Source organism: Clostridium gasigenes (assembly GCF_017348895.1).
In the GTDB taxonomy this organism is placed as follows: domain Bacteria; phylum Bacillota; class Clostridia; order Clostridiales; family Clostridiaceae; genus Clostridium; species Clostridium gasigenes.
Genome location: NZ_CP071376.1, coordinates 3,052,179 through 3,067,590, shown reverse-complemented (window position 1 = coordinate 3,067,590; position 15,412 = coordinate 3,052,179). Strand labels below are relative to the sequence as shown.

Here is a 15,412-nt window from a genome sequence, read left to right as displayed (position 1 = left end):
AAATCCTCACTATAACTCTTAATTCTACAAAACTTATTCTATTTTGCTTTTTTTTCTTCTTTAGCTTCTTCTACTATAGCTACCATATCATCTGAAACTGTTTTTCTTTCATAGCTAATAGATGCAATAACTGAGTTTAAATCATCTATAATTGAAATTTCAGATGCAACTTCTAAGTCTCCAAATTTATAAACTGACCCAACCATTCCTTGGTTAATATTAATTTCTAAATATTTCGGAAGTGAATCAGCAAAACATTCAACTCTAACAGTATCTTTTTCTTTTTGAATAACTACACCTTTTTTAGTTAACATATCTTCACCTACAAAGTGAATTGGAACTGAAGATATAATTGTTTGATTACCTTCTAGTTCTTCAAGGTCTAAATGAATTATTTTATGACTTACAGGATCTCTTTGAACATGCTTAACTAAAGCTTTATGACCTTCTCCATCTATATTGAAATTTAAAACTCCATGTTCTCCTTGCTTTGAAATTTCTTTTCCTAGCTCTAATCCACCAACTTCAAACATAAAGTTATTCATTACCTTTCCATATAAAATCCCTGGAATTTTACCAGATCTTCTTACTTTCTTTGCGCTATTCGAAATAATGTTATTTCTTTTTTTAAATTCTAAATTTATCACAGATAAGCCTCCTAATTATTAAAATGTTTTTACAGTATCTTCTAATATTATTCGCATAAGGAGGATATTTTATACATTAATTTATATTTCTTTCTATATTATTTTTTCTTTTTACGTATTTTATTGCATAGTTCCTACTAATAAAATATAATAGTAATGTTTGTATTAAAAAAAATAATTTTCAAAAAAATACTAAAGAAAGAAGGTGTCTATATTGTATAAAATGAATCAACAAGAAACTCCACTTTTTAGTGCACTAATGGAGTATGTAGATAGAGATACACTGCCACTTCATGTTCCCGGTCATAAAAAAGGAGTAGGCATAGATGCAGAGTTTAAAAAATTTATTGGCGAAAATCCATTTAAAATAGATGTTACAGTTTTTAAATTAGTAGATAGTTTACATCATCCTACTGGTCCAATAAAAAAAGCTCAAGAATTAACAGCCGATGCTTATGGTGCGGATGCTTCATTTTTCTCAATTCACGGAACTTCTGGTGCAATCCAAGCAATGATAATGGCTGCTGTTAATGATGGCGAAAAAATTATTGTTCCAAGAAATGTTCATAAATCTATAACTGCTGGAATTATTTTAAGTGGTGCTATCCCTATATTTATGCAACCTGAACTTGATAAAAAATTGGGAATTGCACATGGTGTTCCTCCAAAAACTGTAAAAAAAACTTTAGAAGAACATCCAGATGCTAAAGCAGTTCTAATTATTAATCCAACATATTATGGTGTTGCAACAGATTTGAAAAAAATTGCTGAAATAGTTCATAGTCACAATATCCCTCTATTAGTTGATGAAGCCCATGGTCCTCATTTAGCTTTCTCAGATAAGCTTCCATTATCTTCTTTAGAGGCTGGAGCTGATATCTGTGCACAAAGTACTCATAAAATAATTGGATCTTTAACTCAAGCTTCGCTTTTACATGTAAAGAGTAAATACATAGACCCAAAAAGAGTTCAGCAAATACTTAATCTTATGCAAACAACTTCACCCTCTTATATATTAATGGCTTCTTTGGATTGCTCAAGACGCCAAATAGCATTACACGGAAAAGAACTTTTACAAAGTACTATTGAACTTTGTGCTTATACTCGTGATGAAATAAATAAAATCCCTGGATTATATTGTTTTGGAGAAGAGGTTCTTGGCTCACCTGGTTCTTATAGTTTTGATTCAACAAAACTTACAATTTCATCAAGAGAACTTGGAATTACAGGTTTTGAACTTGATATGATACTTTCAAATAAATATCATATTCAAATGGAATTATCTGATTTCTATAATACTTTAGCTGTTGGTTCATTTGGTGATACAAAAGAGGGGATGGATAGATTATTAAAGGCGCTTAAAGAAATATCTTCTGAGCACTTTGGAACAAAAAAATATATACAAGACTTTTTAGATATTCCCTCTATTCCAAAAAAAATTTTAAATCCAAGAGAAGCTTTCTATAGTGATAAAATTTCTATTCCACTAAAAGAAAGTCTTGGCAAAATTTCAGGTGAATTTCTGCTTGCTTACCCACCAGGTATTCCATTACTTTGTCCTGGAGAAGAAGTTACTCAAGATATACTTGATTATGTTGAAGATTTAAAGAGTGCTAATCTCTACGTGCAAGGCACAGAAGACCCTACTGTTTCAAATTTAAAAGTAGTTATAATAAATTAAATATTTTTTTAAAATAACAAGTCAATTTATTATATATTACTTATTTCTTTGAATATTCCTAAAATAAAAGAGGCAAAGTTTTAAAACTTTGCCTCTTTTATATTTGTATATTCATTTAGGGCTACACTCCTAAATATTCTTCTAAAGTTAAATTATTATTATTAAAATTTTTACTATGTTCTTCCCCTAAATACCTAAAGTGCCATGATTCATAAACAAATCCAGTTTTCCACTCTTTACCTTCTGGGTACCTTAAAATAAATCCGTATTTATAACAGTTATTTTTTAACCATTCAGCTTCAGCTGTGTATTGAAATTCTTGATTTGCCCAAAGGGATCTATCTGCCCCCCCAACATCAAATCCTAAACCAGTTTGGTGTTCACTAAAACCTGCCCTAGCTGAGAATGTATCAGTTGGTTCTTGCCCAAAGCTTGCCACATAGTTCCAATATAATCTATTTTGTGTCCAAAAACTTCTATATGTTGAAAATGCATTAATGTATAATCCATCTTTTCCAGCAGCTTTTTTCATTTCTTCAAAGGCTTCTCTAGCCTTTGGGTCTTCAGCATCTCCAAAGGAATCTGGTAATCCATTTTTCTTATTAACTAATAAAATCCCATTAATATATGTAGCCTTTCTACTTTTTTCGTCTTCAGTGGATTTTTTATCATATTCTTCTTTAGTTATTCTTGTTTCTACTATTTTTTTGACCTCTTTAACATAAGTGTTAATATCTTCTAAATCTACCTTTGCTTCACTATACTTTTGTTCTTTTATTAATAAATTATATTCATCCATTAGTGTATTAACTTTTTTGACCTCTTCCTGTGTAAAACCCGTCATCTTATCTTCATTTAATTTATTAAATAACTGTTCTAATTCACTATGATTTCCAGCACTTACATCTACTAATAAACTATTTAGGTTGTCCACCAATTCCTTAACTTTATCAGTAACTCCATTTTTAAGTTCTTCTAAAATTTCTTCTATTTCACTATTTATTTTTATACTAACCTCATCTGAAGCATAAATACTTTTATTATCTTCTCTTAATCTATTAAACGTTCCTAAAACATTAATGTCATCCTTAAATTTTTCGCTTGCTACTACATCCCTCGCTATAAGCGCCTTCTTTTTTATATTAATTGGTATATATGCCATTAATCCTAAGACAACTCCCAATAGTACCATAGTTATTATTGATTTTTTTATTCTTCTTATTCTTTTTATTCTTTTTATATTAATTTTTTGATTTTTTTTCTTATTCAAAATTATCTCTCCTTTGAATAGTACCTTCACATTATATTAAGTTTTCTACCAAAAGAAAATCTATATATTTCTCTACTAACTTAATCCTATTCTTAAATTATTGTTATTCGACTATTATACTATATTAAACGAGAAAATAAATTACAATTCACTTACTATTTAATTAAATATACCTGTAAATTTTAAAAAATCATTAAATTTTACATTTCTTACTTTCAAACAATCTTTTTATTTCATTTCTAACTTCCTCATCTCTATAATTTTTACTCAAGTAAATAAGAATATTATTTATATCTTTATCTTCTTGATTCATATTATAAAAAGTTAATGTTGCTCTTATTTTAGTAAACTCATTTATGTTTATTACATCAATAAAGTCTTTATCTCCTTCTTTTATATCAATTACTTTTTTTAAATCTATTTTTTCACTATCCATTGCAAGAAATTTCAAGAAACTCAAATGACCAGTTGTACATCTTTGAGCTGCATTTATAAGATGTACTAAAGTTTCATAAGCACTTTCAACATCTCCATCTTTTAAAAATTCCTTATAGAAATGTTGAATAAGTGCAATTATTTTATTATTTCCTTTTATTTGTGACGCAAACCCTAAAATAACTATTTTATCCATATCATTGAACTTAATTATGTTGTTCATTATATCATCAATGATTTTTTCAGTAGAGACTTCTTCCTTCGCAAGTCTTACTAGAATATTTATAGCCTTTAATTGAAGTGATGTATTTCCATATGCTATTTTAGTTAATATATCTACGCCGCTCTCTTTATAGCTAAAAATTATCATTAAAATTGAATTTTCAACTACCATTGGCCATTCTCCTAATTCTTCATACTTCCCTTTTAGTTCATCTGGTTTTTCTATTTTACAAGCTAAATATTCTGGTAATAAATTAATATGTTCTTCGCCTATATTATGTGATGCAATCTTTGCTCTAATCTTTAATTCTTCAAATTTATCGTGATATTTAACCACATTTAAAACTTCTCTTATAATTAATTCTTCGATTTCCTTATTTAAATTAATAAAATTATCATTATATTTATCTACTTTCTCTAATAGTTCTCCTTTTTCACCATTTTTTTCTTCTCTTTTAACCGAAGATCTTTTCACTTGTTTCTTTTTAAATATACTTAAAATTCCCATTTTTATACCCCTCCTAATTGTTCCTCACTTATAACATTAATACCATTTTCTTTTAATATGTATGTTGTTAATCCACAGCCATTAATTTTATTTCCATTAAAGTTTCCATCATATATAAAGTTAACTCCACAAGATGGGCTTCCGTCTTTTAATATAGCTTTATGTATATTTTTCTCTTTAGCTATTTTTAACACCTCTTTAGCACCTCTTATAAAATTTTCACTAACATCTTCATCTTTATTATTTATAATCTTACTCTTCCCTATTAGTATTCCATTAACTTCTCCTTTTATTTCTGCGGGAAGTCTTGGGGTACTTAATCCACCTATCTCTTCTGGGCAAATCAGTATGCCTTTTCCACTTTCAAATAATTCTAAACACTTTTCATTAAAATTATTACCCCCATTATATTTACAATTAACACCACATAAACATGCACTAATTAAATACATTCTCCACCCCTTTTATAACATGTTTTTCTAAAATAAACAGTTCTTATAATTATTATTATTATTAACCCCTATTATAAGACATGTTTTTAAAAATAACTAGCCACTACATATTCCTATTTTGATGTAATTATTACATCTTTTTTTCACATTAAACTTTATAAACTAAAAAAGGATACTAAAAAGCGATTTATATAGCCTAAAACTATTGCTATTTGCTTTTCAGTATCCATTTTTTAAAATAGCCAATATATAAATACTGATATTTATACGCCTACTTTAAATTAACTATTGTTACTCCATCTCCACCTTCTCCATAAACTCCTAATCTATAAGATTTAACATGAGGATGTCTTTTCAACATATTGTTAATTGCATTTCTAAGTACTCCTGTTCCTTTTCCATGAACTACTACTACTTCTGATAAATTCCCAAGGTAAGCATCATCTAGGTACTTATCTGTTGTATAACAAGCCTCCTCTGAATCCATCCCCCTTAAATCTACTCTACTTTCTATAGATCTAAAATTAATCTTTACTTCTCTTGCTTTTTTCTCTTTTTTCTCTGGAACTCCATTAGATTTTCTAAGATCTTTTAGTTTTACATTTATTTTCATAATTCCAGCTTCAACTTGAACTTCGCCTCTAGAATCTGGCATAGATATAACTATTACTTTTTGATTTAGAGAAGGTAAAAACACTTCCATTCCAAGAGTAACTTTTTCCATAACTTCCCCTTGATTTTCTTTCATTTTATAAAGTGAATTTTCTCGCTCTTCTAAACCATCCTTAAGTTTCTTTCGTTCTTCTTCTAGCCTCTTCCTACCACCTTGTTCTATCCCAAGCTTTTCAAGTTCTCTCATTGCTTTAAGTATATCATCAGCCTCATCCTTGGCGTTTGCTACAATATCCCTAGCATCACGTCTTGCCTCTTCATAGGCTTTATCTCTTACTTCTTCTAACCTATTTAGTTTTTCTTCATATTTCTTTTTAATGTCTCCAGCCTCTAATTTGATTTTTTTAGCTTCTCTTGCATCTCTATTAGCTAATATACTTTTTTCTTGAAGTTCTCTAATTAAATCTTCAAATTGTAAATTTTCATCTGACATATAATCCTTAGCTTTACTTATAACATCATTACTAAGCCCAAGCCTTCTCGAAATTTCAAATGCATTAGATTTACCCGGAACACCAATTAATAATCTATAAGTTGGTCTAAGTGTTTCTAAATCAAATTCAACTGAAGCATTTTCTATTCCTTCAGTTTTAAGAGCATACCCTTTCAGTTCACTATAATGAGTTGTAGCAATAAGCCTTGTTCCTCTATCTCTTAATGTATCTATAATAGATACTGCTAATGCTGCCCCTTCTACCGGGTCTGTTCCCGATCCAAGTTCATCAAATAAAACCAATGAGTCTTCATCTGCATTTTCCATTATAGTAACAATATTAGTCATATGAGATGAGAAAGTTGAAAGTGATTGTTCTATACTTTGTTCATCTCCAATATCTGCAAAAACTTCTTTAAAGAAACTTACAGTTGAGCCATCTCTTGCTGGTATCAAAAGACCACTTAATGCCATTAAATGAACTAATCCTACTGTTTTTAGCATAACAGTTTTACCACCAGTATTCGGTCCTGTAATCATAATAGCTGTAAATTCTTTTCCTAAATAAATATCTGAAGGTACCACTATCTTTGGGTCTATTAATGGATGTCTTACTTGAATAATATCAAAACTTCTATCTTCACTTATCTCAGGGCAAATTGCATTTAATGAAGATGCATATTTCCCTTTTGCAAATATGAAATCTAGTTCTAATAATATTTTACTATTATTAACACATTCCTCTATATTATCAGATACCTTTCCTGATAACTCAGTTAATATTCTTTCTATTTCAGCCTTTTCTTTTAAAAATAATTCTTTAATTTCATTATTTAAATTTACAAGACTCATAGGCTCAATAAATAAAGTTGCACCAGATGAACTTTGATCATGAACAAGACCTGGTACTGCTCCTTTATATTCAGTCTTTACAGGAAGTACATATCTGTCCCCTCTCATAGTATAAAGACTATCTTGAAGGAATTTAGAATTAGCTCTAACTATTCCATTTATTTTTTCACGAACAGAAGCATTTTTTTCTTTTAAACTTTTTCTAATTCTAAATAAAGTTGCACTTGCTCTATCACTTATTTCTTCTTCAGAAACAATTGCATTTTCTATTTCCTGTTCTAATGCTTTTACAGGAGTTAGTATATAAGCTAAATCTTTAAGTTTTGGATAAGATATTTCATCTTCTTCCTTTGGAATATAATCTTTAAATCTTCGGGCACATCTAAGCATTGCTCCAATTCTAAGTAATTGCTCCGCTGTAAGCACTCCATCTTTTTCAGCTCTATTAAGACCATCTCTTACATCATACAGTCCTTCAAAAGGAGGCGATCCTTTTTTTATTAATATATCTAAAGCCTCATTACTTTCCTTAAGCTTATTTCTAACTTCAAAACAAGTATTATATGGCATTAAATTATCAATTAACTCTTTTCCACCTGAAGTTACAGCATAAAATTTTAGTTTCTCTTTTATTTTGTTGAATTCTAATACTCTTAGAGATTTTTCCTGCATATAATTCTCCTTTATTGACCTCTAGGAAGCTTAAAATAAATCATAGCAAAATAAATAACTATTTAGCATTTTTTTATTTCATGCTCCCCTAGGACTTTTATATTTTATTATCCCTTATTCTATTCCTCTTCTATAATGACCTTTAGTATATAAATTATTATCAATTTCTTCTATTCCTTTTACCATTCCAATAACTCTCTTAACTTCTAAGTAAGTCTCATCTCTAAACTCAACTCTAAATGAATTTACTCCAAAGTTCTTTAATTCATCAACTTCTGCAATTATATTAATTGGAAGTGGATTTAAAATATAACTTCTACAATAAAGATCAGTCATAACTCTAAGTTTTTCATTCATTCTATCAATTAAAACAAATTCATCTTTTGAACAAGCTATATTACAATCTTTGCAAGATGATTTTCCCCCAAAAGTACTCCCAATTGGACAATACTCACTTATCATTAATTCTGTTTTACCATATATTATACTTTGAATATTACCTTTTGAAGCCTTAGTAATAGCTTTTATTTCTTTTCTATTTAATTCAATGCTAAGAGTTGGCGTATCAATAACATCTTGATAAAACTTTAATGCTTCTGAGTTAATAATATTTAACTTATAATCTCCAACTATATATAATTCATCTTTGTATTTATTAATAATTCCAACATTTACAGTAACTATTCCCTTAATATAATGTTTAACTTTTTCTATTACCTTAATAACTTGATTAAATTCACTTTTTATTACATTTGGTATTTTTAGATATATGTTAATATTTTTATTTTCTTCTACTAAAATTTTTATATCCTTATCTCTCAACGCTTCTTTATCCCTACTAAATAAATCTACAGTTATATCAGTGCATTCACATTCAACTAACGCCTTTAATTGAGGTTTAGTTATACATTGATATAATAATTCAACACTTTCATTTGAATAATTAACTTCCTTTGCTATTATTTTTTCAGGTCTCTTTCTTCTGAAACTCTTACAAATAGCTTTCTTAAGTCCTTCAAAGGCATCTCTTCTAAGTGTATTTAAATCAGCTATTCTTAAGAAGCCTTCTTCATAACATTCAAATGTAATTTTATTGAATTTAAATTGAGTCTCTCCTACCTTTTGCATGCTTTCAATTATTCTTTCTTTATCTAAAGGTCTCTTTTCTGCTTTTTGTACAGTTTCCCCAAAAAATTCATAATCTTTTCCATTATACTTAATTAAAATTCCAAGAGGTTCACCTATTTTAAATATAATTTTTGCATTTACACCTATTTTCTTAATATAAGGTTTAGTGTAATCTTCTAATTCATCATATAATTTCTTATTTAAACTTTTGAAAAGTTCATCACCTTTTTTATAGTTTATCGGGAAAATTTTAACCCTATCCCCAATATTTGCGCTTTTAACTTCTTCACCATTAAGGATAATTTTACTTACAGGACCTCCATCATCCCTATATCTTATACCGTCACCAAGAGATAATTCATCTTGGATTATAATTTCTCCATTACTTTCGACTCTACCAAGTGGCACCCCTGTATTTTTTGGAGAATTATAACTCATCATATCTTTGCCAGTATCTTTTATAAGAAATGCTTTTGAAAAACCTTCTCTATTAAACAATTGTAGTAACTCTCTTTTACCTTTATTACTATCAAAGTTTTTATTATATAAAACCTCATCTATTGATTTTCTATAGTTATCAACAACTCCTGCTACATATTCAGCTCTTTTCATTCTTCCTTCTATTTTTAAAGATGATGTTCCTGAATCTATAATTTCTTTCATATCATCTATTGTGCAAATATCCTTCGGACTTAATAAATGAGCCTTTTTTTCTCCCAAAACATTTCCTTTAAGAGTATATTCCATTCTACAAGGCTGAGCGCATTTTCCTCTATTACCACTTCTTCCACCAATCATTGAACTCATCAAACATTGGCCTGAGTAAGATATACATAAAGCACCATGTACAAATATTTCTGTTTCAATTTCAAGATCTTTAGAAATATATTTAATTTCTTCAAGGGATAGTTCTCTAGATAAAACTATTCTAGTAAACCCTCTTTCCTTAAAGAACATAGCTCCTTCACCATTATGTATTGTCATTTGAGTTGATGCATGAAGCACCATTTTTGGAAAATCCTCTTTAATTCTTTTGCATAAACCCAAATCTTGAATAAGTATTGCATCTACTCCAATTTCATATAAAAAACCTGCATATTTAACAGCCTCTTCTATTTCATTTTCCTTTAATATAGTATTTATTGTTACATAAACCTTAACACCATAACTATGTGCATAATCAACAGCCTTAATCATATTATCATTATCGAAGTTTGAAGCATATGCTCTAGCTGAAAATTTATTTCCACCTAAGTAAACTGCATCGCACCCTTTATTTATTGCTGCGAAAAGACTCTCCATGCTACCTGCCGGTGCCAGTAATTCTATTTTTTCCATGTATTTTCTCCTATTCTATGTTTTCTATTTATAATAACATTCCTATTTCTTTATCTAAATGTAACTATACTAATTATATATACCACAAATTTAATTTTTTTTCTATTATTCATACTAATAGTATCGCTATAATTTTCTATTTTATCAACAATGTATAATAAAATAGAACTCACACTAACTTCTCTAAGCTCGTATGAGTCCTCTATTTATTTAAGAAATGGACTTTTGTCTTTTTTTGATTTTGCCAACTCTATTTGTACATCTATTAACTTTTTTTCTAAATTTAAAACCTTAAATTTAGAATTTTGTAGTTGGAAATGCATTTCCTTGCTTCTAATCTTAATTTTTTCTTTCATTTCAATATTAGATTTTAGTTCCTGTTCCATAATTATAATTTGCTCTCCTAAACTTTCTATTTCTTCTTTATATTCATGTTTTTCTTCACTAGTTATAGATTGTACTATTTCTTTTTCCTTATCTAATATTTCTTTAGATAGTTTATATTTTACCTCTAATAATTTATTATTTTCATCTTCTAACGTAGATATTTTAGAGTAACTATCTTCAACAGCTGATCTTAAATCATCGTTTCCACTATTAAGCAATACTACCTCTCTTTTAATCCTCCTATATTCCTCATCCTTCACATCTTTAATTTTTATAATTTCGTTGTTTAATTTAACAACATTTTCTTTATAATCTTCACATTGTATTTTCTTAATCTTTAATTGTTCTTTATAATATATAGTTTGTCCCTTTAGCTTTTCCACTTCACTCTTTAAAGTATCCATTTCTTTTAATTCATTAGTTAATAAATTAACCTTTTCACTTAGTTTATTAACGCCTAAAACCTTTTCTTCCATTATTTTCATTACTTTTGTTATGCTATTAATTTCTTCATCTTTAATATTTGAGGTCTTATCCATTTCTTCCCTAATCTCTTTTATTCTTTCTTTTAATGTTAAATGTCTTTCTTCTAATAAATTTTTCTTTTTGATCAAATCTTCAGCTTCTTTATCACATTTAAACAGTTCATCAGCTATATTTAAACCTGCTAGCACTGCAACTGCTGTAGAACTTAGCTTGCTATTATTAGTCATTATTTCTCTAACTTTTCCATCTACATATCCCGCTAATTTTAATAAATATTCTTGATTTTCTTTTCCTTTTAAATTATATTCCATTCCATTTATCTTAACTGTAACAGTATTCATATCTACACCTCTTAATCAAAATATAATAATATATTCTCTATCTATATTTTAACATAAAATAAATAGATATGGAATAATATAAAACTTTACAAATTAAAATACGGTATAGATAGTGTATTTATATACTATCTATACCGTATTTCTATGTTTTACTAAATCTCTATCTAAGTTCTGCTCCTAGTTTATGTTCTAGGGATCTTAGTATCTTGTCGTGTACCTTTGTTACGTCTTTTTCTACTAATGTTTTCTTTTCGTCTCTATATGCTATTGCATATGCTATGCTCTTTTTACCTTCTGGGATTTGTGCACCTTTGTATATATCAAATAATTTAATTTTTTCTACTAGGTTTCCTCCAGCTCTTTTTATTGTATCTTCTATATCTTGAACTAGCACTGCATCTTCAACTAGCATTGCAATATCTCTTGTTACTGCCGGAAATTTAGGTAATGCTTTATATTTCTTTTCTAATTTTGCATTATCAAATAATACATCTAAATCTATTTCAGCAATAAAACATGGTACATCTACTCCATAGTTATCTGAAACATCTGGATGTATTTCTCCAAGAACGCCTGAATTTTGTGCTTTTCCTACTGTAATTCTTGCAGTTTTACCTGGATGGTAGCTTGTGTTTTCACTTTCACGCAGATAACTGCTCTTAGTTATACCAAGTCCAGCTATTACATTTTCAACTATTCCCTTTAAATCTAGATAATCACAATCACCATATATACCTATAGTTAAAATATTCTTTTCTGTAGGCAATTTATTTTGATCTTCATTTGGTATATATACTTTACCAACTTCAAATAATCGTACAATATCATTACTTCTTGAATAATTTCTACCTAAGCATTCCATTATTGAATGAAGTGTTGTTGTTCTCATTATTGAGTAATCTTCTCCAAGTGGGTTCTTTATTTTAACTGCATTTCGGAGCTCACTATCTACTGATAACTTAACTTTATCAAATACCTTAGGTGATATAAATGAATAACTAATTGATTGGCTAACGCCACTAGCAATCATTGACGCTATAACATTTTCACTTAATAATTCATTTCTATATTTTGGTTCTCTTTCAGTTGAAACCTTAAATATTGTAGCTGGAATATTATCGTATCCATATATTCTTGCTACCTCTTCTGCTATATCTTCTTTTATAGATATATCAATTCTGAAAGTAGGAGCTATTACTTCTAACAGGTCTCCATTAATTTCTGTTTTTAAATCTAATGAATCTAAATATTTCTTCATTTCTTCCTTAGAGATTTTTGTACCAAGGAATGTATTTATCCAAGTGCTACTTACTGTTAACTTGCTTTCTTCTTTTTTATGGTTGTAAACATCAATTGTTCCTTCCATGATTTCTCCGCAGTTTAACTCGCAAACTAAAGCACAAGCTCTATCTATTGCAAGTGCAGCTAGGTTTGGATCTATATCTTTTTCAAATCTTGATGAACTTTCACTTCTAAGATTTAATTTTTTTGAATTAACTCTTATGTTTGTTCCTTCAAAGTTTGCACATTCAAAAACAACACTAGTTGTATCTTCTTTTATTTGTGAATTTAATCCACCCATAATTCCCGCTAAGCCAATAATTGTTTCAGAATCTTTAATACAAAGGACATTTGAATCTAAAGTTCTTTCAATTTCATCTAAAGTTGTAAATTTTTCAGAGTCTTTCGCTCTTTCTACAACTATTGTTCCAGTTTGTATTTCTCTAGTATCAAATGCATGCATTGGTTCCCCAAGTTCAAGCATTACAAAGTTAGTTATATCAACCATATTATTTATTGGTCTTACACCAGCTTCTAAAAGCCTTTCTTGCATCCAACTTGGTGATGGTTCTATTTTAACGTTCTTAACTCCTCTTGCCATATATCTTCTACATAAATCATCTCTAACTTCAACTTTTAACTCATCATTAATGTTAGCACAATTTTTAGCCTCATATTTGAAGTTTGGCATTTTATAAGTTGTTCTTATTGTTGCTGCTGTTTCTCTTGCCATACCAACAATGCTTAAACAATCTGGTCTATTAGATGTTATTTCAAAATCTAATATTGCCTTATTTAAATTTAAATATTCTTTCATACAAACTCCAAGTGGAGCATTAGTATCTAATATCATTAAGCCATGAATTTCTTCTTCTCCAGCTATTCCTAGTTCTTCTTCAGAACAGAACATACCATTTGAAACTACACCTCTTAATTTACCCTTTTTAATTTCTGTTCCATCTGCAAGTATTGATTTATGAAGCGCTACTGGCACAACATCTTGCTCCTTCATATTAGTTGCAGCTGTTACAATTTGTATTAGTTCTTCTGCTCCTATATTAACTTGACATACATTTAACTTTTCAGCATCTGGATGCTTAGTTATTTCTACAATTTTACCTGTAACTATATTTTTAATTATATCTCCTTGTATTATAACCTCCTCAACTGCAGACCCTGATAATGTTAATTTATCCCCAAGTTCCTTTGCATCTATATTTACTTCAACATAATCTTTTAACCAATTAAATGGCACCTTCATATATATTACCTCCTACTATTAAGTGAGAATTTGAATCTAAGAATTTAGTTGTATAAATTATTTATCTCAATTTTAAAAATCATAATTCACTTTAAAATTGATTTAAGAATCTCATATCACTTTCATATAATAATCTTATATCATCTATACCATATTTAAGCATAACCATTCTATCAACACCAAACCCAAAAGCAAATCCGCTATATTCTTCTGGATCTATTCCACAGTTTCTTAAAACTTGTGGATGAACCATTCCACACCCTAGTAGTTCTATCCATCCACTACCCTTGCATACCTTACATCCGCTGCCTTCGCAAACAAAGCAAGTTGCATCCATTTCTGCTGACGGTTCTGTAAACGGAAAGTGATGTGGTCTAAACTTAGTTTTAACCTTATCTCCAAACATTTTCTTTGCAAATAATTCTAAAGTTCCCTTAAGATCTGCAAATGTTACACCCTTATCTATAACTAACCCTTCCATTTGATAGAATATAGGTGAATGCGTTGCATCTACAGCATCTGATCTATAAACTTTTCCAGGAGCTATCATTTTTATCGGAGGTTTTTGTTCTTCCATAACTCTTATTTGAACTGGTGATGTTTGTGTTCTTAACACTAAATTTTCATTTATGTAGAAAGTATCTTGTTCACTTCTAGCTGGATGATCCTTTGGAATATTTAAAGCTTCAAAGTTATAATGATCAAGTTCAACTTCTGGTCCCTCTTCTATTGTGAATCCCATTGAAACGAATATTTCCTTCATACTAGCTAATGTTAAATCTAGGGGATGTCTTTTACCTATAATATTTTTCTTACCAGGCATTGATATATCAATTACCTCTGAAGATAATTTAGAATTTTTTTCTCTTTCTTTGATTTCTTTAGATATTGATTCAATTTTGTCCTCAACATCTTTTTTTACTACGTTAACTAACTTTCCAACTAAAGGTCTTTCTTCAGCAGATAACGCCCCCATACCTCTTAAAATTGTAGTTAGCTCTCCCTTTTTACCTAAATACTTAACTCTTATTTCTTCAAGTATAGTACCTTCTAAAACTACTTCTAATTCCTTAAATGCAGATTCCTTAATATCTATTAGTTTTTGTTGCATTTTTATTCCCTCCTTAATTATTCACTTTTGAATATTATTAATCTTTTTTACATAAAAAAACCCCTATCCCTATAAAAAGGGACGGAGTATCCGCGTTACCACCCTAATTGGTTCTAAATTAAATTTAGAAACCCAACTTGATTTAAATAACGGTAAAACCGCTAGCTACTACTATTACTTCAAAGCTAGGACTCCTGAGTGAACTTCAATATAGTTCATTTTAAGTGGCTTTCAG

At 28.9% G+C, this 15,412-nt stretch carries 10 protein-coding genes and 1 other annotated feature (1 of these 11 running past the window's edge); of the genes, 1 reads left to right on the top strand and 9 read right to left on the bottom strand.

Translation table 11 applies throughout. From position 1 onward, the window contains the following. Positions 1-38: 38 nt before the first annotated feature. Positions 39-647 (bottom strand): 50S ribosomal protein L25, encoded by a 609-nt coding sequence (locus J1C67_RS14285; RefSeq protein WP_089965589.1) that lies wholly within the window; start codon positions 645-647, stop codon positions 39-41. A gap of 214 nt (positions 648-861) precedes the next feature. Between J1C67_RS14285 and J1C67_RS14280 the strand changes: the two genes are divergently transcribed. Then, positions 862-2,328: an aminotransferase class I/II-fold pyridoxal phosphate-dependent enzyme gene (locus J1C67_RS14280; protein WP_207253519.1), complete on the top strand. Its 1,467-nt coding sequence runs from the start codon at positions 862-864 to the stop codon at positions 2,326-2,328. 121 nt (positions 2,329-2,449) lie between these two features. Here J1C67_RS14280 and J1C67_RS14275 read toward each other — a convergent pair whose 3' ends face one another. The 8 genes from J1C67_RS14275 to pheS all read right to left on the bottom strand — a co-directional run bounded on the left by J1C67_RS14275 (position 2,450) and on the right by pheS (position 15,177). Beyond that, complete coding sequence (locus tag J1C67_RS14275; protein ID WP_242873916.1) at positions 2,450-3,598, bottom strand: M15 family metallopeptidase; 1,149 nt, start codon at positions 3,596-3,598, stop codon at positions 2,450-2,452. 193 nt (positions 3,599-3,791) lie between these two features. Next, positions 3,792-4,763 (bottom strand): hypothetical protein, encoded by a 972-nt coding sequence (locus J1C67_RS14270; RefSeq protein ID WP_167864952.1) that lies wholly within the window; start codon positions 4,761-4,763, stop codon positions 3,792-3,794. Between the two features lie 2 nt (positions 4,764-4,765). After that, positions 4,766-5,215: a 2-thiouracil desulfurase family protein gene (locus tag J1C67_RS14265; protein ID WP_167864951.1), complete on the bottom strand. Its 450-nt coding sequence runs from the start codon at positions 5,213-5,215 to the stop codon at positions 4,766-4,768. 271 nt (positions 5,216-5,486) lie between these two features. Continuing rightward, entirely contained in the window at positions 5,487-7,844 is a 2,358-nt protein-coding gene (locus J1C67_RS14260; RefSeq protein ID WP_167864950.1) for an endonuclease MutS2, read from the bottom strand. 114 nt (positions 7,845-7,958) lie between these two features. Continuing rightward, entirely contained in the window at positions 7,959-10,310 is a 2,352-nt protein-coding gene (locus tag J1C67_RS14255) for a U32 family peptidase (RefSeq protein ID WP_167864949.1), read from the bottom strand. A 206-nt stretch (positions 10,311-10,516) separates the two neighbouring features. Continuing rightward, positions 10,517-11,524: a cell division protein ZapA gene (locus J1C67_RS14250; RefSeq protein ID WP_167864948.1), complete on the bottom strand. Its 1,008-nt coding sequence runs from the start codon at positions 11,522-11,524 to the stop codon at positions 10,517-10,519. Between the two features lie 160 nt (positions 11,525-11,684). Continuing rightward, positions 11,685-14,066, bottom strand: a complete 2,382-nt coding sequence (gene pheT / locus J1C67_RS14245) for a phenylalanine--tRNA ligase subunit beta (RefSeq protein WP_167864947.1) — start codon at positions 14,064-14,066, stop codon at positions 11,685-11,687. A gap of 91 nt (positions 14,067-14,157) precedes the next feature. Continuing rightward, positions 14,158-15,177 (bottom strand): phenylalanine--tRNA ligase subunit alpha, encoded by a 1,020-nt coding sequence (gene pheS / locus J1C67_RS14240; protein WP_167864946.1) that lies wholly within the window; start codon positions 15,175-15,177, stop codon positions 14,158-14,160. Positions 15,178-15,251: 74 nt separating this feature from the next. Continuing rightward, positions 15,252-15,412, bottom strand: a binding site (T-box leader); it runs 60 nt beyond the window's last position.

What these genes read in the sequence shown, in the direction of transcription:
- J1C67_RS14255 (WP_167864949.1), bottom strand. Translation starts at nt 10,310, where the DNA reads ATGGAAAAAATAGAATTACTGGCACCGGCAGGTAGCATGGAGAGTCTT.
- pheT (WP_167864947.1), bottom strand. Translation starts at nt 14,066, where the DNA reads ATGAAGGTGCCATTTAATTGGTTAAAAGATTATGTTGAAGTAAATATA.
- pheS (WP_167864946.1), bottom strand. Translation starts at nt 15,177, where the DNA reads ATGCAACAAAAACTAATAGATATTAAGGAATCTGCATTTAAGGAATTA.
- J1C67_RS14265 (WP_167864951.1), bottom strand. Translation starts at nt 5,215, where the DNA reads ATGTATTTAATTAGTGCATGTTTATGTGGTGTTAATTGTAAATATAAT.
- J1C67_RS14250 (WP_167864948.1), bottom strand. Translation starts at nt 11,524, where the DNA reads ATGAATACTGTTACAGTTAAGATAAATGGAATGGAATATAATTTAAAA.
- J1C67_RS14260 (WP_167864950.1), bottom strand. Translation starts at nt 7,844, where the DNA reads ATGCAGGAAAAATCTCTAAGAGTATTAGAATTCAACAAAATAAAAGAG.
- J1C67_RS14270 (WP_167864952.1), bottom strand. Translation starts at nt 4,763, where the DNA reads ATGGGAATTTTAAGTATATTTAAAAAGAAACAAGTGAAAAGATCTTCG.